This is a genomic window from Paenibacillus nitricinens (assembly GCF_052056485.1).
Lineage (GTDB): Bacteria > Bacillota > Bacilli > Paenibacillales > Paenibacillaceae > Paenibacillus_AQ > Paenibacillus_AQ nitricinens.
In genome coordinates this window covers 3556962-3581102 of the sequence record NZ_CP183948.1, presented here as the reverse complement: position 1 = coordinate 3581102, position 24141 = coordinate 3556962, and the positions used below count along the sequence as shown (strand labels likewise).

At 43.3% G+C, this 24141-nt stretch carries 20 protein-coding genes; 17 read left to right on the top strand and 3 right to left on the bottom strand.

Annotated features, from left to right (window positions below; translation table 11 throughout):
- Positions 1-2: 2 nt before the first annotated feature.
- Positions 3-1235 (bottom strand): aminopeptidase, encoded by a 1233-nt coding sequence (locus tag ACN6KS_RS15735; protein WP_440960006.1) that lies wholly within the window; start codon positions 1233-1235, stop codon positions 3-5.
- 177 nt (positions 1236-1412) lie between these two features.
- Here ACN6KS_RS15735 and ACN6KS_RS15730 point away from each other — a divergent pair, with 177 nt between their 5' ends.
- Positions 1413-1688, top strand: a complete 276-nt coding sequence (locus tag ACN6KS_RS15730) for a hypothetical protein (protein ID WP_042188584.1) — start codon at positions 1413-1415, stop codon at positions 1686-1688.
- A 61-nt stretch (positions 1689-1749) separates the two neighbouring features.
- On the opposite strand, the gene ACN6KS_RS15725 is transcribed toward ACN6KS_RS15730, so the two are convergent.
- On the bottom strand, positions 1750-3096 hold the full coding sequence (locus tag ACN6KS_RS15725; RefSeq protein WP_440960005.1) for a TrkH family potassium uptake protein: 1347 nt from the start codon (positions 3094-3096) through the stop codon (positions 1750-1752).
- Positions 3097-3257: 161 nt separating this feature from the next.
- On the opposite strand from ACN6KS_RS15725, the gene ACN6KS_RS15720 reads away from it, so the two are divergent.
- The 3 genes from ACN6KS_RS15720 to ACN6KS_RS15710 are packed head-to-tail and all read left to right on the top strand — an operon-like array spanning position 3258 to position 4629.
- Complete coding sequence (locus tag ACN6KS_RS15720; RefSeq protein WP_094869173.1) at positions 3258-3611, top strand: VOC family protein; 354 nt, start codon at positions 3258-3260, stop codon at positions 3609-3611.
- Between the two features lie 25 nt (positions 3612-3636).
- Entirely contained in the window at positions 3637-4065 is a 429-nt protein-coding gene (locus ACN6KS_RS15715) for a GNAT family N-acetyltransferase (protein ID WP_094869091.1), read from the top strand.
- A 24-nt stretch (positions 4066-4089) separates the two neighbouring features.
- Entirely contained in the window at positions 4090-4629 is a 540-nt protein-coding gene (locus ACN6KS_RS15710) for a GNAT family N-acetyltransferase (RefSeq protein ID WP_440960004.1), read from the top strand.
- Positions 4630-4659: 30 nt separating this feature from the next.
- Here the strand turns inward: ACN6KS_RS15710 and ACN6KS_RS15705 are convergent, their stop codons facing one another.
- Positions 4660-5985: a hemolysin family protein gene (locus ACN6KS_RS15705; protein WP_094869089.1), complete on the bottom strand. Its 1326-nt coding sequence runs from the start codon at positions 5983-5985 to the stop codon at positions 4660-4662.
- Between the two features lie 113 nt (positions 5986-6098).
- Here ACN6KS_RS15705 and ACN6KS_RS15700 point away from each other — a divergent pair, with 113 nt between their 5' ends.
- From ACN6KS_RS15700 to ACN6KS_RS15640, 13 genes are all read left to right on the top strand, one after another.
- A complete protein-coding gene (locus ACN6KS_RS15700; RefSeq protein WP_440960003.1) occupies positions 6099-6866 on the top strand; it encodes a DUF1836 domain-containing protein in 768 nt (255 codons plus the stop codon).
- A gap of 91 nt (positions 6867-6957) precedes the next feature.
- Positions 6958-8160, top strand: coding sequence for an MFS transporter (locus ACN6KS_RS15695; RefSeq protein WP_179281530.1), 1203 nt, complete (start codon positions 6958-6960; stop codon positions 8158-8160).
- Between the two features lie 142 nt (positions 8161-8302).
- Positions 8303-9907 carry a TerB N-terminal domain-containing protein gene (locus ACN6KS_RS15690; RefSeq protein ID WP_440960002.1) on the top strand — a complete coding sequence of 535 codons (1605 nt, stop codon included), beginning with the start codon at positions 8303-8305 and terminating at the stop codon, positions 9905-9907.
- Between the two features lie 15 nt (positions 9908-9922).
- Complete coding sequence (locus ACN6KS_RS15685; RefSeq protein WP_440960001.1) at positions 9923-11242, top strand: ATP-binding protein; 1320 nt, start codon at positions 9923-9925, stop codon at positions 11240-11242.
- On the top strand, positions 11239-13437 hold the full coding sequence (locus tag ACN6KS_RS15680; RefSeq protein ID WP_094869084.1) for a DEAD/DEAH box helicase: 2199 nt from the start codon (positions 11239-11241) through the stop codon (positions 13435-13437). Before ACN6KS_RS15685 ends, ACN6KS_RS15680 begins: the two co-directional genes overlap by 4 nt.
- 179 nt (positions 13438-13616) lie before the next feature.
- Positions 13617-15308: a spore germination protein gene (locus tag ACN6KS_RS15675; RefSeq protein ID WP_094869083.1), complete on the top strand. Its 1692-nt coding sequence runs from the start codon at positions 13617-13619 to the stop codon at positions 15306-15308.
- 35 nt (positions 15309-15343) lie between these two features.
- Complete coding sequence (locus tag ACN6KS_RS15670) at positions 15344-16447, top strand: GerAB/ArcD/ProY family transporter (protein ID WP_440960000.1); 1104 nt, start codon at positions 15344-15346, stop codon at positions 16445-16447.
- Complete coding sequence (locus ACN6KS_RS15665; protein WP_440959999.1) at positions 16440-17630, top strand: Ger(x)C family spore germination protein; 1191 nt, start codon at positions 16440-16442, stop codon at positions 17628-17630. The genes ACN6KS_RS15670 and ACN6KS_RS15665 overlap by 8 nt, the downstream gene beginning before the upstream one ends.
- Before the next feature lie 180 nt (positions 17631-17810).
- On the top strand, positions 17811-19184 hold the full coding sequence (locus ACN6KS_RS15660) for an extracellular solute-binding protein (RefSeq protein ID WP_094869080.1): 1374 nt from the start codon (positions 17811-17813) through the stop codon (positions 19182-19184).
- Between the two features lie 76 nt (positions 19185-19260).
- The gene (locus ACN6KS_RS15655; protein ID WP_094869079.1) at positions 19261-20151 is read left to right on the top strand and encodes a carbohydrate ABC transporter permease; all 891 of its coding nucleotides are present in this window, start codon (positions 19261-19263) and stop codon (positions 20149-20151) included.
- Positions 20152-20168: 17 nt separating this feature from the next.
- A complete protein-coding gene (locus ACN6KS_RS15650) occupies positions 20169-21092 on the top strand; it encodes a carbohydrate ABC transporter permease (RefSeq protein WP_440959998.1) in 924 nt (307 codons plus the stop codon).
- Positions 21093-21169: 77 nt separating this feature from the next.
- Complete coding sequence (locus ACN6KS_RS15645) at positions 21170-22951, top strand: cache domain-containing sensor histidine kinase (RefSeq protein ID WP_440959997.1); 1782 nt, start codon at positions 21170-21172, stop codon at positions 22949-22951.
- Complete coding sequence (locus ACN6KS_RS15640; RefSeq protein ID WP_440959996.1) at positions 22932-24116, top strand: response regulator transcription factor; 1185 nt, start codon at positions 22932-22934, stop codon at positions 24114-24116. The genes ACN6KS_RS15645 and ACN6KS_RS15640 overlap by 20 nt, the downstream gene beginning before the upstream one ends.
- Positions 24117-24141 lie beyond the last annotated feature (25 nt).

Here is a 24141-nt window from a genome sequence, read left to right as displayed (position 1 = left end):
TATTAGAACGCCCAGTTTCCATTAATCAATACAGGTTCTTCTGTTCCATCAGCAGTAATTCCGTAAATATTCATCTCCGCAGAACCGATCATGAAATCCACATGGGTAACGCTATTATTCAATCCATGTGCAATCAGTTCATCCGGAGTCATATCTTTACCGCCTTCTAAACAGAAAGCATAAGCCATACCTATAGCTAGGTGATTGGATGCATTCTCATCAAACAAGGTATTGTAATAAAGAATATTGGACTCTGAGATAGGGGACTTATGTGGAACTAATGCAACTTCACCTAGGTATTTAGCTCCTTCATCCATACTAATGAGGTGCTCTAGTGCTTCTTGTCCTTGCTCTGCACTAACACTAACAATTCGTCCGTTCTCAAAAGAAATAGAGAATCCATCGATAATGTTGCCGCCATGGCTAAGAGGTTTGGTGCTTCGTACGGTGCCATTTACACCAGTCTTTAGAGGAGCGGTAAATACTTCTTCGGTAGGCATATTGGCTACAAAAGAATGACCTTTCGCATTAATGCTGTCTCCTTGTGCCCAAATATGACCTTCTGGAAGCTCGATGCTTAGGTCCGTACCAGGTGCTATGTAATGCAGTTTCTTATATTTTTTTGCGTTGAGTACATTTGCTTTTTGATCTAAGGTGTCGAGATGTTCTTGCCATGCAGCTACCGGATCTTCACGATCAAGGCGTACGGTATGGAAAATAGCTTCCCATAGCTTACTTACACGTTCTTCAGCTGGAACATCCGGGAATACTTTATCCGCCCAAGCCTGACAAGGTACAGCAACAATACTCCAGCTAACTTTGTCGGACATTTGCATTTCACGATATTTGGTGAGTGCGGCTCCCCGTACTTTTTGATAATTTGAAATACGTACAGGATCAATACCTTTAAGTGCATCAGGATCTTCCGCGATCACGTTAAGAATAGCCGCACCCTTCTCAGCGAGTTCGGTCATTTCACCTGCGTACCAAGTAGGAGGCTCAGTGAACACTTCTGGTGCAGCATGTTCAAACTGCTGGCGTGTAATGCTTGCATCACTCCAGTTCACCTTCACCAAGCTTGCTCCAATTGCATATGCCTTGGCGGTAATCATACGAACGAAATCAGCTGCAAGAATCGGTGCATTCACCACCAGAATTTGCCCTGGTTGAACGTTAACCCCAATTTGCACAGCTAAATCTGCATATTTACTAAGCTTTGCCTCGAAATCAGTCATCGATATTTCCTCCAATTACTAATAGTTTGGTACTTTACAAGTATTGTACTAAATTATTAACCGCCGGATGAAAAAAGTCAATTACATGGAATTTACAGTGTGAATTGAGGAATTACATTCATTTCAATGCTATACTGAGAGGGGAAATGATTTGATGAATGGAAGGAAGATTAACGGATGAATTTAGAGATCGTAAGTGCTGAAATGAGCCGTAAAGAGGATAAAAGCTATGTAGGGAGGACGATATTTACTCTCGAAAACCATAAGGCTCCATATGAGATTACTTTTTTCAGTACAAGAGGAACGGAATGGGATTACAGCCTAAGCTTTGCTGGTGAGCCTGGAAGTGAAGAGCAGTTCTTAGAAACTGACGCGCTACTTGAAAATGATGACGATGTATATAATCAATTGCTTGATGCCGCACTAGATAAACAAGAGATCGTTGAAGAGTAAAACATACAAGTGTTGATTGATTACCAGCGGCAATATTCATTGCCGCTGGATACATCTCACCTTATCCGATTGTAATCTTACCTTCAGGATATCTGTAAAGTTCTTTACTGCCCTTAGGCTTGAGTGCATAAGCTAGAGTAAGCGGACCTGTCCGACCCAGAAACATTAGAAAAATAACGAGCACTTTACCCGCCGTAGTCAATTCTGGAGTAAGTCCCGTGGAGAGACCAGAAGTCCCGAATGCAGATACGGATTCAAAGAGTACAGCAAGAAAGTCAGCCTTTTCTGTCACGGATAACAACATCGTAGAGATGACCACTAACATTAGAGACATTAATGTCATCGTCACGGCTCTATAGACATTTTCTTTGGCGATCCGATGACGAAACATTACAATATCCTCTTTACCCCTTAGTCTTGCAGAAACCGCAGCCACTAGAACAGCGAACGTAGTAATCTTAATTCCCCCACCAGTAGATCCAGGCGCAGCCCCTATGAACATTAGGAGAATCATTAGAAATTGCGTTGATTCCCGCATAAGTGGGATTTCAATCGTAGTGACGCCACCTGAACGTGGTGTTATCGCTTGTAAGAATGTAGCCATCATCTTTCCACCTGCACTCAAGGGCTTAAGCGTGGAATTAAACTCCAATAAGAAAAACAAAGCAGCTCCAAAGACAATCAATACCACAGAGGTCGAAAGAACAACCTTAGAATGTAGAGTAAGCTTTTTGCGTTTTGGAAAGTCAAAAATATCAGATAGGACAATAAAACCGACCCCTCCAAGAAAGATGAGGATCATTGAGGTGAAATTCACTATTGGATCATTTACAAAACGAGTAAGTCCACTAAAGGGTCCATGAATGTCACCGAATAAATCAAAGCCTGCATTATTAAAAATAGATATACTGTGAAAAATTCCATAATATACAGCTTTTCCGAAAGGCATATCCATCATAAACCTACCGGCAAACAAGATGGCACCTGTGAGCTGAATAACAAGGGAATAGATCAGGACTCTGCGGATTAACTGGACAATACCTTGCATGGAATTCTGGTTCATAGATTCTTGCATAAGAATTCGCTCTTTAAAGGATATTCGTTTATTAAGGACCAAAGTAATCAAGGTGGCCATCGTAATAAAACCCAATCCCCCAAACTGAAATAATACGAGTAGAACGACTTGTCCAAAAGTTGTTAACTGTGTGCCCGTATCAATGACTGCCAAACCTGTAACACAGGTTGCCGATGTAGCCATGAATAATGCATCAATAAAAGAAATATGCCCTTCTACGGAGGCTACCGGCAAACTAAGTAAAAAGGTTCCGGCAGTGATAAGTATTACAAATCCTAGTGATAAGACTTTAGGTGGTGTTAATTTCAATCCACCGAAGTTCAGATTAGCCAATTCAATTCTCCTGTCATACGTGAAATTAGATTAGTGCTCACAAAATTATAACATAACTTGCCAGACCTTCCCTAAGTGGAGGGAGGTAATTGACATATTTTATCGAATTATTCTAGAATAACACCCTATTCTGCAACTTTAAAGAGGAGGCTTTCTTAATGGTGATAAGTCCGATTCTGAATCAGATTGGTGCAGTTTTTATTCCGGTAAAGGATATTGAGAAATCAAAAGAATGGTATTGCCAATTGCTTGGTTTGCCTTTGGATGGTGAAGTATTATTCGGGCATTTATACGTCATCCCCATGCAGGGACCAGAAATCGTATTAGACAGCAAAATTTACACCTCTGAGTCTGTTCTTAATATCCCCTCTTTTCATCTAAATACCGAAGATATTGATGCTGCTTACGATTATGTGAAAGCAAATGGCGGAGAGATTCTTACGGATATCGAGCATGATCATTGGTTTAATTTTAAAGATCCAAATGGTAATGTTATCATGGTCTGTCGTTGTTAAGAATGATTAAGAAAGGAATAAACTAATGATAAGAGAGGCTGTTCCTGAAGACGCATTGTATATTGAAAATTTATATCGAATGTTGTTGCCTGAGCAAACAGCTATACAAGTGTCACCGGAACGACTGAAGCGGATAGCTGACAATACGGATAGTTTTCTTTATGTGTACGAAGAAGAAGGGACTATTGTTGGGACGCTCCATCTCCATCTGTGTATGGATGCTTTATGTGACGATCGACCCTTTGCTGTCATTGAAAGAGTCATCATATCACAAGAGGTGAGAGGGAAAGGTTACGGAGCGAAATTAATGAGATATGCTGAGCACGCAGCCACCTCTAGGGGTGCCCTTAAGATCATGTTATCGAGTGCAGTCAGTAGAGAGGATGCACATCAATTTTACGAACATCTTGGATACAATAGCAGCTCCAGTAAGCTGTTCAAAAAGTACTTATAGCTATTTACGATGGGAAGTGGGAATATGAGGGTTACATTGAGGGAGCTGGTGCCGGAGGATGCAGGTGAATTGCTTCGCCTTCAGCATCAGTTAGACCAGGAATCTAAATTCATGTTACTGGAACCGGATGAACGGCAATCCAGTCTAAATCAGGTCAAAGAGATGATCGAAAGCTTCGCTTCAGCCGATACTTCAATCCTTATTGGTGCAGAGGCTGATAACCAATTGATAGGTTTTATGTCGGTTAGAGGTGGAAGTGTTAGACGCAATCACCATAATGCGTACATAATCATTGGCATCCTAAGACAATATCAAGGTAAGGGGATCGGTGCAGGTCTGTTCCGAGAGATGGATGTTTGGGCTAGGAATACTGAAATTGTTCGACTGGAGCTAACCGTCATGACACATAATGAACCGGCTGTGGCGCTATATATCAAAAATGGGTTTGAGATCGAAGGGACGAAAAGAAAATCACTTGTGATCAATGGCCAATGGGTAGATGAATATTACATGAGTAAGATTTTGAAAAAAGAAAAAAGGACAGAGGATCAGATTTTAATCTGATAACTCTATCCTTTTTTTATGATTAAAAGCTTATGAATTCTCAAGCTCTGACGATTCAGTATCACCAGTAGACTCAATGATGACCTCAACCTTGCGTACACGGTATCTGTTCATTTCACGAATGATTAAGGTTACGTTATCATGTACAATGCTTTTGCCAACGGCCGGATCTGGGATATGACTGTATAACCAGCCTCCAATCGTTGTCACTTCCTCATGTTCGAAATCAAGACCGGTAAGCTCCTTGACCTCAATTAAAGATACCTTACCATCGAACAGATAATTTGTATCGCTTAGTTTCTCAATTTCTCTGCGCTCATCACCGTCAAATTCATCTCGAATTTCACCAACGATTTCTTCCAAAATATCTTCTATCGTGATGAGGCCAGATGTTCCACCATATTCATCAAGCAGCAGGGCGATATGCACCCGCTCCAATTGCATACGCGTTAAAAGATTCTTAACAGGTGTTACTTCAGATACAGTTAGGACAGGCTGAATCAAGCCTTTGAAATCAAAATCTGGGTTATTGTCATATTGCAAATAAAGCTGTTTGGTATTAATCATTCCGATGATATTATCCTTGCTGCCTTCTGCAACCGGGAAGCGAGTATATTGCTCCTTACGGATAATCTCAAAATTTTCTTTCAATGAATGATTGGTGAAAAGACATACCATATCGGTTCTTGGAACCATGATTTCTTTGGCCAACATCTCATCAAAAGTAAAGATACGGTTTACATAGCCATATTCAGCTTTATTGATTTTTCCACTTTCATAGCTTTCGGATAAGATCAAACGAATCTCATCTTCACTATGTGCGTCTCCATGCTCACTGGCAGGCTTCATCCCAAAAAGGCGAACAAGCAGATTTGCGGAACCATTCATAAACCAAATGAGTGGGTACAAAATTCTGTAGAACCAAATAATCAGCGGTGATGTAATTTGACCGATTTTTTCCGGAATGTTTATAGCTACTGTCTTCGGAGCAAGTTCCCCGACAACGACGTGTAGGAATGTTGCAATGACGAATGCGAATAAAAACGCAAGAGGGTGACTCACACTTGAACTAATGTTAGCCCAGTCGAATACCGGAAGGAGCAGCTGCTCAAACGCCGGCTCTGCTAACGCACCAATACCCAGCGCAGTGATTGTAATCCCGAGCTGACAAGCAGATAAGTACCCGTCAAGATTAGCAGACACTCGTTGTACAGCTAGCGCGTTCTTCTTTCCCTCGATCACCATTTGACTGATCTGGCTACCTCTAAGTCTCACCAATGCAAATTCCGTTGCTACAAAAAAAGCGGTTAAAATAATCAAAATAGCCACCAACGTCAAACTAAGTCCTATACCCATATAATCTTTACCATCCCTTTCGTTCCTAAAATAGGTTATACTCATATTATGAGTTCTTATGAACTATTCTACGAACTTTTCAGAAAAATATCAAATGGTGGAGGGAAACAGATATGGAATCATTTGCATTGACTCGTGTGGAGATGTCCAGTCTTCTGCTCTCATTGACCGGATTATCAGACCGGAAACCGCTGAATATCCTCCAAGAGGCATGGACCAAATTTCATCTTGATGAAATTCAAAAGGGGACTTCGTTACCCGCTTTTTTATCTACAGATGTTCCACCCATTTTACAAAAGATCATTAAGGGCGATAATGTTAAAGGCTTTTCACTTGGTGAAATTGCTTCATTAGGCCATCTTATAGAGTATTCCACGTTGACTGTGACTACTATGCAGAACTGGGTGAAGCGCGACTTTAAGGAGTACCTCGGTTCTCCAAGAGAGGGGAAAAAGTATTCAGTCAATCAGGCAGCACTTCTGTTTATGATTGATGATCTCAAATCGGCCCTGAATTTCGAAAGTATTCGTCAGCTATTCCAACTGATGTTCTTAATGCCAGATCGCGACGATGATGATCTCATAGAACCGGCAAAGCTGTATTTCGCATACGCCGGACTTTTTGAAGAGATCAAGAGCAATCCCACGATACAGACACAATGTAAAGTAGATCAACTTTTACACAAGGAGTTCTCCTGGAAAGAAGAATCCCTGCTTAGAAGTTCTACAGATCGTGTGATCAACCGGCTGACGCATCTTACGAGATCTCAGAGAGAGTCTGTCCGCAACATACTTCTGATCGCCACAATAGCTGTTCAGACCTGTTATTTTCAATCACTTGCCAGACAATACTTTAATGCGGCTTTATTTCTTGATTTTTGAACGCTTCAATTTTAAAATGTATAAGTGAAACAATCAAAAGTAAGTTTCATAAGATATATGTTGGATATAAGGGGGCTTAAAAGTGAATCAAATGACACTGCTGCGGAATCCGAAGCAGAGGAAATTACTCTTCAGTGCAGGCTTAAGCTGGATGTTCGACGCGATGGACGTCGGGATGATTTCTTTTGTTGTAGCGGCTTTAGCCAAGGATTGGAATCTGGGACCGGAGCAGATAGGCATATTAACAAGTATTAACTCCGTGGGCATGGCCGTGGGCGCTGCAGCGGCAGGGATATTAGCAGATCGATTCGGACGTAAACCGATCCTTCTATGGACACTCCTGATTTTCTCGGCTGCGAGTGGGTTATCGGCTTTTGCAACAGGCTTCGGGATACTCTGCGTGCTTAGATTTATCGCTGGATTTGGACTAGGTGGGGAGCTGCCTGTTGCCTCAACTTTAGTGTCTGAGAGTATGCCTGCCCGTGAGAGAGGCCGCGCGGTTGTGCTGCTGGAGAGCTTTTGGGCGGTTGGGTGGATTGCTTCTGCGTTAATTGCATTCTTCGTCATTCCTGATTATGGCTGGCGTGTAGCATTCGGCATTGGTGCTGTTCCCGCTCTATATGCTTTATATTTAAGACGCGCTATAGATGATTCGCCGAAGTTTGCAGAGATTAAGAAGGCACCTGTCTCCTTGAAAAAACGTATCGCAACTGTATGGTCACCAGAGTATCGCCGTTCTACGATTATGCTGTGGATTTTATGGTTTACCGTAGTGTTTTCGTATTATGGCATGTTTTTATGGCTTCCTACAGTTATGGTACTTAAAGGATTCAGTTTAGTTAAGAGCTTCGAGTATGTGCTAATCATGACACTCGCCCAGCTCCCAGGTTACTTTACTGCCGCTTACTTCATCGAGAAGTTCGGACGTAAGTTTGTCCTGGTCATCTATATGCTGTTCACTGCCGTTAGTGCGGCATGGTTCGGAAATGCGACGACTGAAGGCATGCTGATGGCTGCTGGTATTTGCTTGTCGTTCTTCAATCTTGGAGCATGGGGTGGCATGTACGCTTATACACCAGAGCTATATCCAACATCTATTCGTTCAACAGGTGCTGGTTTAGCGACTTCTTTTGGCCGGATTGGTGGCATCATCGCTCCTTTACTAGTAGGTGTGCTGGTAGGTAAATCTATAGCAATTGGCTCGATCTTCATGTTATTTTTTGTAACGATTATTATCGGTGCGTTAGCGGTGCTCTTCCTAGGAAAAGAGACAAAGGGAACGGAGCTACTGTAAAGGATAATTCTTCATTACATACTTGATGTTAATCTATCAATAATGCTAAAATTTAATAAGAACAAAACGGTTCCTTCACAATTGTGAACAGGGCCGTTTTTTTTAAATTAGTCCTTCTTTTATAAGAACGGAGCGATCGAACATGAGTAAGGATGGAAAGCAGCCTCATTTCACGGAATTAGTCTGGGAAAGTACGGAGCAAAATGTTCCTATTCCCCCGCGAAATTCATCAGAACCAGTGCTGCCTAAGTTATCTACTGCAAATGTAGGGAAGTCTAAAGCGTCTTCAGAACCTTCTCTACAGCTTCAGCTTTGGGATCTGGAGACCGACATGCCGGAGCCTGTGACAACTACCGAAGGTCAGTTTATAGCTAGAGCGAAGGAGCTGGAACAAAGAACCGAGGATTCGGCTCTATTTGTTCCTTTTAAGAGTTACTGGCCAACGTATGGCCATATGACAGGCACGCAAAGTAGATGGTATTTTTATTGGCGCTATGAAGTTAGACAGGGTAGATATCCGAAAACGGATCTTTCATATATTTTTCTGCATGTGTATGAGCTTATTAATGGTGTAGGCTGGCAAGATCCTTATGATGGCTATAAGCAGCTCAGTCAAATCTGGGAAGCTTATCGAGAAAATTATAAACGTCTGGATCAATATTTGGGTGGTTGGATCGCGGACTTCTCGTTTGTTCATCATTTGGATGTGCCACTATCGCTAATCGTTGCTCGTTCACGCGGCCTTGCTGGAGATCTGGCTGAGCTAGAGTTAGAGAGATGTCTTACTGTATCTCCTGAGCAGTTAACCTTTACGGTATTAACAGCGATGTCGGACTACGATATTAGTAAATCGAAGTTTTATATGGGGGAAGGTAAAGAAGCCCTCGAACGATATATTCCACAGATAGTGGCATTAATCAACGCTTATGTCAGTCGGAAACACGGCTCGAATTTGGTTGAAATGTTCCCACCAGGCCCATCAGTTATGCGGGAGCGTTATTTATTCCGTAGCGCCGTATATGATATTTCGCTATATGGTTATTCTGTACTTATACCGGTTGTTCGTATCAGTAAAACTCCACCGCTTCGCAGTTTGATTACAAGGCTGTTCCGTTTGACTGAGAATAAATTACGGGAACTGCTGGGTTATCGTGGTCGGCTCAAAGGGGTTAACGTGGATGCTGATATGGATGATCTTATCACTCGTTTTCTGAAGCGGGAATTTGAGAAAGAGAAACAGGAAGACAAGGGGCCGGCAGTAGTCATTGATCGTGAGAAGCTTGAAAGGCTGCAGAGTGATTCCGAGATTGTACGAACCATGCTTACGGTTGAGGAAATGATTGAGCTGGAAGAGCCTGAGGATAGCGGTTTTGAGATTACTAATGAGGAATCCAAGCTTGAAGAATTAGTAGAAAAAGAAGAATTTGAAGAGATTGAAGATGAAATCAATGTAATGCTTCAGTCTCTTGAGCCTGAATTAACTATAGAAGAAATTCAATCTGCTAACGTAGGATCGGAGTGGGAGCAGTTCTCTAAAGCTTTAAGTCCACTCCAACACGAAGCTCTTATTGCGCTTATGAACGAGGATGGAACACAAGCCATACAGAAGCTAGCGGCTGCAAACGGCACGATGTCAGAGCTCTTGATTGATGAGATCAATGATATGGCAATGGACATTCTAGGTGATTTGATCATAGATGGTGAAGAAATTGCAGAAGAATATAAAATTTATCTGCTTAATATTTAATGAGGTGAATTTTGGATGAATGTTTTAAAAATACCTAAACGCATGACGACAGCGCTAATCAATTCACTGACAGCCGGTGTGGTTCCGCGTATCGGACTAGAGCATATAGCCGTTGGTCGCCGCCCAGAGATTGAAGCGATATTGAGAGATATGGATAACATTGCGGAGGGTGGAGCTGCTTTTAAGCTGATTACAGGCAAATTCGGTAGCGGCAAAAGCTTTCTTTTGCAGATGATACGTAATTATGCGATGGATCGGGATTTTGTAGTAGCTGATGCGGATCTATCCCCTGAACGAAGATTAGTGGGAACGAAAGGACAAGGTCTTGCTACATATCGAGAGCTGATGAGTCACTTGTCTACCCGGACGCGTCCAGATGGAGGCGCTCTGGAGATTATTTTGCAAAAATGGATCATTACGCTTCAGCAGTCTGTGATGCAAGAGAATGAATATGGCCCTGATCACCCCCAGCTTGGAGAAGAAGTTGAGAAACGAATCTATGCTGTAGCCTCCGAAATGCGCGGGTTGGTGCATGGATTTGATTTTGCCAAAGTGCTGGCTTCTTATTGGAATGCCCATAAGCTCGCTGACGATGAACTGAAGCAGGATTCCCTTCGCTGGCTCAGAGGTGAATTCGCCACTCGAACGGAAGCACGAAAAGCACTTGGTGTTGGCGTGATTATTGATGATGATAATTGGTATGATTATATGAAGCTGTGGGCGGAATTCACTTCTGCTATTGGTTATAAGGGACTGCTGCTGTTCATAGATGAAGGCGTCAATCTCTACAAAATCACCAACAGCATCTCACGTCAGAGTAACTATGAAAAGCTGCTTACGATGTTCAATGATACGATGCAGGGCAAGGCAGAGAGCCTGGGGATTTTTATAGGGGGGACTCCGCAATTTGTGGAAGATAGTCGACGTGGATTATTTAGCTATGAAGCGCTGCGTTCTAGATTAGTTGCAGGAAGATACGGCGCAGCAGGTCTGAACAATTATACCGGGCCTGTTATTGCACTAGACATGCTCTCACATGAAGAAATTTTGATCCTTTTGCAAAAGCTTAGAGATATCCATGCCCTTCATTATGGTTACGAAGCACAGTTAACACAGGAACATTTGGTCCATTTTATGGAAGAAGCTGTGGGCAGATTAGGGGCAGACGAGCTCTTGACTCCACGTGAAGTAGTGCGTGATTTTATGGATCTGTTACACACCTTGCACCAGCATCCGGAAATCTCTTTCGAGAAGCTAGTGGGCGAACGAGCCTCTAAACCTGCTGAAACTGAACAAAACGAGTTAGATGGATTCCTCGCGGAGTTTGAATTATGAGTGATAATCCGTTTTACAGGCTGGCTCCCTTCATTAAAGAGTTTATCTATAAGAATCGTTGGGAGACCTTGCGCGAGGCGCAGGTAGATGCCTGTCGTGTGCTGTTTGATACACCAAATCACTTACTGATTGCTTCGGGTACAGCTTCTGGTAAGACAGAGGCGGCTTTTTTTCCAGCGCTTACTGAGCTGTATGAACGTCCATCCGGTTCGGTCGGTATTCTGTATATCGCTCCGCTGAAAGCTTTGATTAACGATCAATTTACACGGCTGAATGATTTACTACGTGAAGGCAATATTCCGGTGTGGCACTGGCATGGGGATGTCCCGCAAGCAGATAAGACGAAACTGGTGCAGAATCCTTCCGGCGTGTTGCAGATTACTCCTGAATCGCTTGAGGGACTATTGATGAATCGTCCGAATGCTATTCCAGCTCTGTTCCATGATCTTCGTTTTATTGTTATTGACGAGGTTCATGCCTTCATGGGCGCTGATCGGGGGATTCAGGTCTTAAGTCAGTTGGCGAGAATCTCACGAATGGCGGGATGTCATCCGCGCAGAATCGGTCTATCGGCCACGCTTAGCGACTATGCTTCGGTGACGGAATGGCTGGCGGCTGGCACGCGGGAGAGCGTAGAGGTGTCCGCTCCACAGGGCGGGCGTAAGCTCCGATTAAGTGTGGAGCATTTCTCTTTTCCGGATGCACGGGATGAAGTGCAGGCGGAGCATTTAGAACGCGCGAAGCAGTCTTACTACGATTTCATTTACGATCATACGCATCTTAAGAAAGCGTTGATCTTCACGAATAGCCGCTCGGATGCAGAGACGGCGACCCTTGAGCTGCGGAGAACGGCCGCGAAGCGTGGGGAACGGGATGTTTTTCACGTTCACCATGGCAGTATCTCCGCGATGCTCCGCGAAGAGACGGAAGCCGCGCTGCGGCAAGGCTCCGGACCTGCCGTTGCGGCAGCGACATTGACGCTGGAGCTGGGCATTGATCTGGGAGAGCTGGAGCGGGTGCTCCAGGTCGGCGCTCCTTATAGCTGCGCAAGCTTTGTGCAGCGGCTCGGTCGCTCGGGCAGGCGTGGTGACGCCGCATCCGAGATGATCTTTGTCACGCCCGAGGAAGAGGATGAGGAAGCTCAGCTTCCGGCACGGATGCCTTGGACATTGCTTCGAGCGATTGCGGTGATAGAGCTCTATGTGCGCGAGAAGTGGGTTGAACCACTGGTGGTGCGCCAGTTGCCCGTTGGTCTGCTATACCATCAGACGATGAGCATATTGAAAAGTATGGGGGAGGCGGAGCCGGAGGAATTAAAAGAGGCTGTACTTAGCTTACCTTCCTTCAATAGCATTGATCCTGTGGACTACGATACTTTCATGACTTATATGCTGGGTATGGGACAAATCGAGAAGATGGATGAAGGCAGCCTGATTATCGGGATGGCAGGGGAGAAGATCGTGAACAACTTCCGCTTCTATGCAGTCTTCAAAGACGATGAAGAGCATGTTGTCTATAACGGGACGGAAGAGATCGGTTCGATCACAACGGTACCACCACCGGGTTACTGTTTTACTCTGGCAGGGAAGCTCTGGAAGGTAGAAGAGGTCGATAATCGCCATAAAGCTGTTTATGTAAAAACCTCACGCGGAAAAGTGGATACGTTGTGGCTTGGAGCGGGTGGGGATGTGCATACACGCATTATGATGAAGATTCGTGAAGTGTTAGGCGCAACATCCTTGTATCCGTATCTTGCTCCGAGTGCGGCCGCGCGGCTTGAACGAGCACGCCGTTTAGCGAAGGAAAGTGGAATGCTTGAACGTTCCGTTATGCCGGCAGGTGGAGATTCGATGTTTATCTTACCGTGGGCGGGTAGTCGGCAATTCCGCACACTAGAGCGCCTTCTCAAGAACAATTTAAAGAGCTCACAGGGACTTAGATCTATCGTACCGATGGAACCTTATTATATGGTGGTTGCAGGCAAAACAGATGCAGATACGCTGGAAGCAGAAATTATCGCTGAAAGCATGGCTGCAAGTGACCCTTTATCCTTGTTATCACCAGATGAGGCGCCTTATCTCGGGAAATACGACGAGTTCATCCCGCATGAGCTGCTGCGCAAAGCTTTTTCTTTGGATGGATTAGATGTTCCGGGGTTGCTTGAAGTGCTAAAACAATGGCGGCAACCACAATAACTATTTTAAACATTTTTAATCGAGACGCCCGCTTATGCGGGCGTCTCTTTATGTTCGGACGCACAGCAACATGTATGTCCTTACGCCAATCTAGAGTTTCCTCCTATTCCAAAAGCTGCATAAAAATAGGGCAGGCGGAGAATAGTATCTAGAAGATTCCTATTAAGAGGATGATTGCGATGTGGTCTAAAATAGTCTCTTATATTCCCGATTGGACAGTTTTTATACAGGCGGCGATAACGTTGCTCTTTCCCATAGCGGTTTATTATCTTTACAAGCATCTATATTTCTATGTTGGAAGCGGACGCTCCAAGAATTCAGGGGCTAAATCTCAGGATGCTGAACCGAAGAATTCGGACAATCATGCAGCAAATCAACAGGAAACTGAAGCCGATCACCCGCCTTCTAAGTCTACAGGGTTTACTCAAGACTATGATGACGATTTAGCAGCGATAAGAACGGCATTAGAAGGAAATAGTGATGTGTGTTTTCGTGAATTCACAGTCAAAGGTATTCAGGCACGTGCCGCTTTGGTCTATGTTGAGGGCATGCAGAATGAACTGCTAATCAACCAACAGGTGCTACAGAATCTGATGTTTGCCAATGAAATGCAGGCTTCCGAAGGAATATACACCTATATGAAACAGAATATGCTACCGCTGGCTCAGCTAAACGAAACTAGAGATTTGGATCATCTGCAGGAGTCAGTCCTGTTTGGATACACCGCACTGATTGTAGAAGGTATGCGTGAGATGCTGCTGGTTGGCTTTCCACATGGAGCAGTGCGCTCTATTACTGAGCCGACTTCAGAAGCTTTACTGCGGGGACCAAGGATTGGATTTACCGAAGTGCTCAGTGAGAATACCTCTATGCTTCGCCGCCAAGGGCTCAATAAGCATCTGGAAATGCAAAGGTTTGAAGTGGGTAGCGAAATCAAGAAGAACCTGGTTATCGCTTATATGAAAAACATTGTAAATCCAGATCTGCTACAGGAAGTGAAAGACCGGATCTCCAAAATTGATATGGATTTCATTCTGGAATCTGGTTATGTGGAACAGTTAATCGAAGATGATTATTTAAGCCCGTTTCAACAAACACAGAATACAGAAAGACCCGATCGTGTGATTGCCTCCTTATTAGAGGGGAGAATCGCTATCCTGCTGGATGGCACACCGTTTGCCCTCATTGTTCCAGTTACGTTCAGTATGCTATTGCAGTCACCTGAGGACTACTATGAGCGTTGGTTTCCAGGTACACTTTTGCGGGTGCTACGGTTTGGCGCAGCATTTCTGGCTCTGTTAGCCCCGGCTCTGTATATTTCCTTTATCTCCTTTCATCCGGGGCTGATTCCTACGCAGCTAGCGATTTCCATTATCGAAACACGCCAAGGTGTACCCTTCCCTTCATTAATTGAAGTATTGATTCTGGAGATTTCTATTGAAATCTTGCGTGAAGCTGGAATTCGTCTGCCAAAGCCCATAGGACCGGCAATGGGGATTGTCGGAGGACTGATCATTGGAGATGCCGCGGTACAAGCCGGTATTGTAAGTCCCTTTCTGGTAATTGTCGTTGCCGTGACAGCGATCTCTTCGTTTTCCATACCGATGTACAGTGCCGGGATTACCTTGCGGATCTTACGATTCGTAGGTATGTTATTTGCGGCGGTCCTGGGTATGTACGGTACCATCCTTTTTTTTCTGCTAATTTGCAGTCATCTGACTCGACTTTCAAGCTTCGGGGTTCCTTACGTCACCCCAATCTCGCCTTTCCGGGTAAGTGATTGGAAGGATTTGTTCGTCCGTGCGCCGTTATCTATCATGAAGCGAAGACCGGAGATGCTGAAGACCCAGAAGAAAATTCGCAAGTCCTAGAGAATGTATCTAGCAGGAGCAGAGGGGGGAGCGCTGTGTTCAAACGTACGGATGACAAGATCACAACCTCACAAGCTGCCATTGTATTGACTAATTCAATGTTGGGTGCTGGCATTTTAACTATGCCAAAAAGTGTTGTCAAGGCTGTGCAGACTCCCGATGCTTGGCTTTCAGTAGCGCTGGGTGGTATCGTCGTGTTTTTGGTAATCTTGGTGATGGTGAAGCTTAGCCAACAATTTCCGGGTAAAACGGTCTTTCAGTATTCTAAAAAAATAGTGGGAAATCTCCCAGGTAGTGTGCTGAGTTCACTATTGATTCTTTACTTTATTGTCATTGCTGGCTTCGAAATCCGCGTACTGGCGGAAGTAACATTGTTCTTTCTTCTGGAAGGCACTCCGATCTGGGCGATCGTGATGCCATTTATCTGGGTGGGTACGTATTTGGTGTATGGTGGGATTAATTCCATAGCCCGCGTGTTTCAGATTGTATTTCCAATCAGTATCTTTATCCTGATCATTTGTTTTATTTTAAGCTCCAGAATATTTGATATTCATCATTTACGTCCTTTTCTAAGTGAAGGCATCCTGCCGGTCTTCCGGGGGATGAAGTCGAGCATCCTGATCTTTACTGGTTGTGAGGTTGTGATGACGATGACGGCCTTTATGCAGCATCCGCAGGAAGCAGTCAAGGGGATGTTGGTCGGATTATGCATTCCGCTGGTGCTGTATCTGGTTACGATTGTGATGGTGATTGGCGGCTTGTCCATCAATTCAGTAATCACAAGTACCTGGCCTACGATAGATTTGGTACGGAGCTTTGAAATTTCCGGTTTCTTTTTTGAACGATTTGAATTCCCGCTGCTGGTCATTTGGTTGATGCAGATGTTTTGTAATTTTTGCAGCTTTTTCTTTAATGCTTCACTTGGAATCTCACAGGTGTTCAATCTGAAGATTCATCCGGTGATGTTCGCCTTAATGCCCATCATCTTCATCTGTACGATGATCCCTCAACGCATTAATGACGTCTTCAGTCTTGGTGATTCCATTGGCTATATGGGCGTGCTGATCTTTGTATTGTTGCCATTGCTATTGTCGATTGTATTACTGATCAGGAAGAAAGGACTTAAGCAGAATGTTTAGGCAGAGAGCTATACACTTACTAATAGTATCCATTATTTTAATTACACAGCCTGGCTGTTGGAGCAGTAAAGAGATTGAAGATCTAAGTGTTTATACAGGATTGGCGCTTGATAAGGGAGAACCTGATCCACTCGAACGGGAATTCGAGGAACGTGGGGGAAGCTACCAAAAGCAAAATAAAGTTACGGCAACTGTACAAATTATACCTGAAAGAACAATTGGAAATACCGGTAAAGATGGAGAAACAGCCAGAACCCATTTTAACAATGTTTCTGAGACTGGGGATTCTCTGCTTGAAGTATTCCGCCAATTCACCATTCGTCAGAACCGTCCGATTATCGGCCATCATCTTAAGGTTATCGTCATGGCCGATAATCTTGTGCAACAAGTGAAGATCAGACGTTTAATGGATTTTGTGCTGCGAGATAACGATATCCGCCCGAGCTGTCTAATATTTCTAAGCCAAGGGCGTGCGTCCGATACGCTTAAGACGAACTCGGAGGAGATTCCTTCCATTCGACTTGAAGAGATGGTCCAAAACAACTTCAGAACCAGTAAAGTTATGAAGGGGATAACATTGTCCAATCTAGATGCTCTGATGTACTCTAAGCGAAGTTTTGTGTTGCAAAACGTTGTGGAAGCACAAGGTGAGGTGGAATTCTCCGGGGCCGGTATTATCAAGGGAGAGACAGGGCATTGGATCGGCAACCTTGACCAACATGATGTGGAGAGTATTTCCTGGATCAAAGGCGATATTAAGAGCGGGAGCATCAAAGCCTATGATCGGTCGAACGACTCCATTACTTATGAGATTAAATCAGTGAAGAGCAAGATTACACTGAATAAGAGCGATGATAAGGGGATGTCATTTCATGTTGCGATTGAGTCCACTGGACGTCTAATTGAGAATTGGAATGTGGATGAGGATTCCTCGAGTGTAGCTTATTTTAAAGAACTAGAGAAGATATTTGAAGAGAAACTAACCCAACATATCAATGGACTTATCTACAAAATGCAGTCCACTTACAAAGTGGATGTAGCTGGATTCGGTGATTGGCTCAGCATTGAAAAGCCGCATATTTGGAAACAGATGAAGGATCATTGGGACGATGAATTTACGCGGATGCCATTGACCTTTGATATAAAACTTAAAATCACCGATTTTGGTTCCACATCTAAATGATCGCCTCACGTCGAAAATATGGTTCATGGAAGCACCCGAATTAGCGGGTGTTTCGTTATGTTCGGACATATATTGTATTTTTCTAGAAAAAACAAACCATTTATCTTAAATTTGACACCTTGTTGAAAGCGCTTAACAGTACAATAATTAGCCTATAACGAAAATAGGGGGCGTCAAACAATGGTCAGCAAAAAAATGAAGGCAACTTCAACAATTGCGTTATCAGCAGCTTTGGTTTTAAGTATGGCAGCGTGTGGAAATTCAAACAACAATGAGAGTAAAGGCGCTACAGAGTCGAAAGGGAATACAGCTACGAATGCTCCAGATGCCGGAACTACTAAAACCGAAAGCGGTAAGAAGGTCACGATTACTTTTCAAAATATTTATCCGGATCCAGCAACACCTGCTTATAAAATGCTTCATGAATTAGTTGACCAATATGAAAAAGAAAACCCTAACATTCACATCGAACTAGATACTTTGAATACAGACCAACAAAAAGTCAAACTGAAGACACAAGCTGCGTCCAAAGAAGTCCCTGATATTACGATTGTTAACCCGGCTGCACAAATGAAACCCTTCGTTGATGCTAAGCTGTTTGCTCCCCTGAATGATATGCTGGATCAAAATGGACTGAAAGACACTTATCAATCCGGTCTGCTTGATTACTACAGCTTCGATGGCAATGTTTATGCGCTGCCAGATGGTAATAACATCGAGGTAGTCTATTATAATAAAGAACTTTTCGAACAAGCGGGAATCACAGACACTCCTAAAACATTCGATGAATTACTCCAAGATGTAAAAACCTTGAAAGCAAAGGGCATTACGCCAATCGCGATCGGTGAAAAAGATTCCTGGACAGGTTCATTCTTGTTCATGAATATCCTGCTTCGCACCAATGGGGGACCTGGTTTCCTTCAAGATGTGCTGGATGGCAAAAAAACATTTGAAGATCCTGCTTTCATAGAAGCTGTTGACCGTTTCCAAGATCTCGTGCAAGCAGGTGCATTCCCAGATGGAGCTACTTCCATCGATGCTAACGCAGGTGGTAATATCTTTAAATCCGGTAAAGCTGCTATGTGGGTTATCGGTTCTTGGGAAACAGGTGCAATTGACGCATCCTCAGTGGCTGGTAAAGCAGGAGCCTTCCAATTCCCAAGTGTGAATGGTAAAGGTGATCCAAATGAATTCATGCTCGCACCAGGTAGCGCTTTTGCAATTTCTGCGAACAGTGAGCATTTACAAGAAACCAAAGACTTCTTAAACTTCTTTACACTCAACTATCCTAAAAAGCAATTTGAACTCAAAAATGCTGTAGGGATTGGTCAAAAAGTGGATGGAGACCTGAAAGCCGCAGGTTACTCTGATCTGGCAATCAACGTTTCAGGATTATTCAATCAGGTTAAAGGTGGCGACTTGGCCTTTGACAACACTATGAACCCAGCTACGGCACAAGTCCATCTCAGCAGTATCCAAAATCTTTTTGTTCAAAAAGTGGATTCCGCTCAAGTAGCTAAAGAACATCAAACCGCATTTGAAGCAAATAAATAAGAAGGTTTCCAAAACGCGATGCGAGGGTGCTTAAACGCTTCTTCGCATCGTGTTTACATTCTAGGGGGCGGAAATAATGAAGGTACTAAAGGTTCCAGCGCGCACAATCGCCGTCTTCGTGTTACCTTGCCTGCTTTTGTATGTGTGCTTGGTGTTTGCTCCTATTCTAGTATCCTTTTATACAGGATTGCTAAAATGGGACGGAATTACGACTGCGAAGTTTGCTGGACTTGCTAATTTCAAAGATATGTTTTTTCATGATCCGGTATTTTGGCCCTCTGTAAGGAGAACATTACTCTATGCTGTGGCTTCCATGGTGGAAATTCCATTTTGTTTGTTGATGGCTGTCCTTCTAAACCGGTACGTGAGAAAAGGAAACACTTTAGTTTCTATTTACTTTACGCCGGTTATTTTGTCGGTGGTTATCATTGGACAGCTCTGGAAAACGATTTATGACCCTGTATCCATGGGAGGGATGTTGAACGGTGTCCTGATCTCTCTTGGGCTGGATAGCTGGACTCACAATTGGATCACAGAACCTAAAATTGCGATGTTCGCTCTTTATGCAGTATCTCTTTGGCAATATTTCGGCTACCATTTGCTGATTCAATATACCGGTGTTCAGAATATTCCGGATGAGCTGTATGAAGCGGCAAAGATTGATGGGGCTGACGGATTCAAAGCCGATCGATACATTACTTTTCCGCTGATTATTCCAATCTTTAAAATATCTATCGTACTCGCCTTTATAGGGTCTTTGCAGGCTTTTGATCTCGTAATGGTCATGACAGCCGGTGGACCCGCTCATGCTACAGATGTTATCTCCACACATATGTACAACAGTTCATTCTTATCCTTTAAATATGGCTATGGTAGCGCTATCGCTTCTTTCTTGGTCATACTGTGCCTAGTGTTTACTGCTAGCATAAATACGATTTTTAATAAGCTTGAGAAAAAATTCAGTTAGCAAAGGAGTGCGCGATCATGCGGAATGTCAAGCATAAACGCCCAAAGCGTCCTTACAAGGACGGTAAGCGTTTAAGCGAGAAATATAAGGATAATGTATTAAGTGGAACTCATACGTTCTTATATTTCAAGAAAGGACTCGTGTATCTTCTCTTTGCGGTTCCTGTCGTTACCCAGCTATATCCTCTTCTATGGCTAATGCTTTATTCCTTGAAGACCAATGAGGAGATTTTGGGAGGACGTTTTTTCTCATTTCCTAAAGTATTTCAGTGGCATAACTATAGCGAGGCTTATAGGTCAGGTAGTTACCTAAAGTATTTATCAAATAGTGTATTGGTTACTGGTGTAACGATGATCTTCGTTATCCTGCTTAGCTCCATGGTAGCTTACGCGATTTCTCGATTCCGTTGGCGTTACGGCAACTTGGTCATGACGATTTTCTTAATGGGGATGATGATTCCCATGCAGGCCACTTTGCTACCACTGATGATCATTTTCAAAAATATGCATATTCTGAATACGCATTTATCGCTCATATTACCTTATGTAGCTTTTTCTACTCCTATAGCGGTGTTTATATTAAGTGGCTTTATGAAGAGCATTCCGCATGAAATCGAAGAATCGGCCTTTATAGATGGGGCGAGCGTATATCGGAACTTCCGCGCGATCATTCTTCCTGTATCCGTGCCACCGGTAATGACTGTGTGTATTCTAACGTTCATCAACATTTGGAATGAGTATATCTTAGCGGCCACCTTCATTTCCTCCGAGAAATTGAAGACCTTGCCCTTTGGCGTGTACACATTCGTTAGTCAGTATTCTGTAAACTATGGAAATATCGGTGCATTTCTAGTGATGGGTGCGTTACCCGTCATTTTAATCTATTTCTTCTTATCTAATCAGATTACAAAAGGAATGGTGGCGGGAGCAGTAAAAGGATAACTCTATATTGCAAATTACAATAATGGAATTATAATGAAGAAGCAGCAGGACAGATGAGTTTGAGGAGGGAAGCCTTTTTGAGAAACAGCTTTCATTCCATCCACCATCGATTGTTTTTGCTGTTTCTTTTTTGTATGTCTAGCATTCTATTAATTGTGAGTCTGCTCTATTACAACCGGACAACCGTACAGTTTCATGAGAAAATAAGTGATTTGTCGCAGAAGAATGTCGCCCAGACGGCGGATCTATTCAGCTTATTGTACAAAGGGTATGATAGTCTCTCTAAATCACTCAGCAATAACTTTGAACTGATACGTTTGATTAATGAGACAAGCACTGAGCCGGCGGTAGCTTACATCAATGAACAGACAATTACCAATATTCTAGGAGCTATATTTTATTCTCGGGATGATCTCGTAGGTATTCATGTCATTACAGATAAAGGTAAGATTTATAATTACGGAAATTATATGAATGTGGTTGATCCCGATTATATGAAGGAAGATTGGTACCATCAGCTGCAAGCTTCCTCCGGTAAAATGGTCTGGCTCGGCGTCTATGAACATTCTCTTATCGATCAAGTAGAGGATAGTCCTGTGTTTGCCTTTGGCCGTCAGATTTACGATCTCAATGAACACAAACCGATTGGCATTGTTCTGTACGAGACGAATCCGAAGCCTGTTCTGGATGCGCTAGATAATGTGAAGCTGGGTGAGCATAGCCAGGTGTATTTAATGTCGCAGGATGGACGATTCGTATCCTCTGCCGAAGATCAGGAACCTGATTTAACTCAGCTCCCGTCTTTACAGAACTCCCAGAATGTTGTGGTCGAACAGACAGCCAATCGTCTGCTTGTCGCTTCTAAACTGTCCTTCTCTGGTTGGTGGGTGCTTAGTATCACTCCTAATCGCGACCTAAATGTAGAGTTGGTAGAGATGAAACGTTATCTGTTCATTGTATTTTCGATTCTTGTGCTCGTCTCTACTTTAATAGCTTCTATGGTTTCACGAACGATTTCTTTGCCGCTTAAAAAGGTGATTCGAGAGATGAAGCAAGTGGAGATCGGAAATTTTCGGGGAATGGTGAATGTTTCTTCTTATCAAGAGATTAATATTCTTGTTGCTTCGTTTAATCGGATGGTTCGCCGAATCGAAGAACTGATCGAGCGGGTGAAACTTTCTTCCGTCAGTGAGAAGAATGCTGAGCTTCATGCCTTGCAATCTCAAGTGAACCCACATTTTCTATACAATACTTTGGATATGATTTATTGGATGCTGGATGAGGAAGGGAATGAGCAACTGGGTGAACTTGTTCTCTCGCTATCTTCGATGTTCCGGTACAGTAGTCATTGGGAAGTTGACGTAGAAGTCACACTACGAGAAGAACTGGAACAAATTGGACACTATCTAAATATAATTTCTATCCGACTGGAAGGTCGTCTACGGATTGAGATCAATATAGATGAACGATGGCTTGAGGTTCGCCTTCCCAAGATGACTGTACAACCGGTTATTGAAAATGCTGTAAAACATGGCTTGGAATCGCTCGACCGTCAAGGTATTCTGAAGGTGAGTGTAATTGAAGAAGCTGGAGTACTGAACATCGTTGTTCAAGATAATGGCAAAGGTATGGATGCAGAAAAGCTGAATGCGCTGGTGGAATCCTTGGATCGGGCAACAACGAAAGAAAATGGGAAAATGGGGATAGGTCTTCAAAATCTGCACCGGCGGCTCCAGCATATGTTCGGAGAATCCTATGGTCTTGTGATTCGAAGCTTACCTGGAGAAGGAACCGAGGTTGCTATCATGCTGCCGATTCCGCAGGAAGGAGAGCATAGTCTTGAACATTCTCATAGCTGATGATGAACGAGTGATCCGAGAAGGCATTAAGCGCACTATAAGAAGTATCTATCCAGATTATTGTGTACATGTAGCTGCGTCCACAGAAGAAGCAGTCAAGATTATGGAGGAACAATCCATCCATATGGTCTTAACTGATATTCTTATGCCCGGTATGAATGGCCTAGAGTTCATGAGGATTTCTAAGCGGCGGTATCCTTATGTCAAATGGGTAGTCATCTCTGCACACAGTGAGTTTGCCTATGCACAGGAGGCTGTTCGTCTTGGAGCGAGAGATTATCTACTTAAGCCGATCGGTAAAAGCAAGCTACTTGAAATTATTAGTAACTTATCGCTAGAAATAGAGCAGGATCATAAATTTATTAAAGAAGAAGACCGATTAAGGTCAAGTCTCAAATATTTAAGAGAAGGTGTATTTCAGAGGCTCGCTTCTGGTTTTAATCTCGGTAATTTAGACATCAGCCAATTAATAGAAGATCATCAATGTTTCTATTTGATTTTGCTCCAAATGGATGCGGGTGATAAAAACATTCGGATAGAACATTTTATTGTAGAAAATGTGTTAACTGAGCTGATAGATCGGGACGGGAGCGGGTTTGTAGTCAGCTATGACCGCCAGAGTCTGCTGGGATTAATCACCTTAAGAGAAGAAGCACGATTAGAAACTTTTCTGGAAGATGGGCGTACCTATTTGAAGCAATATTTAAAAACACCCTTCCAAATGATCCATTCCGGACTTAGCTACGATATAAATACTGTACCTCAGATCGTAACGAGCTTAAGAGAGGCAGTGAATTCTCAAGTGTTGGATTTAACGCCAGCGAAAGGTAGTGGCGAAAAAGCCATCGACATCGCATTGCAATATGTAAAAGAACACTATTTCGAAGACCTTACTTTAGAAAAGATTGCCTCCGTTGTATTTCTGAATCCGGTTTACTTCAGTCAATTATTTAAACAGAAGACGGGTCAAGGCTATAAGGAATACGTGACATCCTTACGTTTGGAACAAGCAAAGCTACTGCTTGTAAACTCGAAGCTTAAGGTGGCAGAAATCGCCGAACGTATTGGATATCAGGACATGCGGCATTTTACACAGATGTTCCGCAAGCGGTTCCTAGTAACTCCGACGGAGTATCGCCAGCAGCTTAATAATGGAACCTACTGAATGGTTCATAGGATTGGAAAAAGGA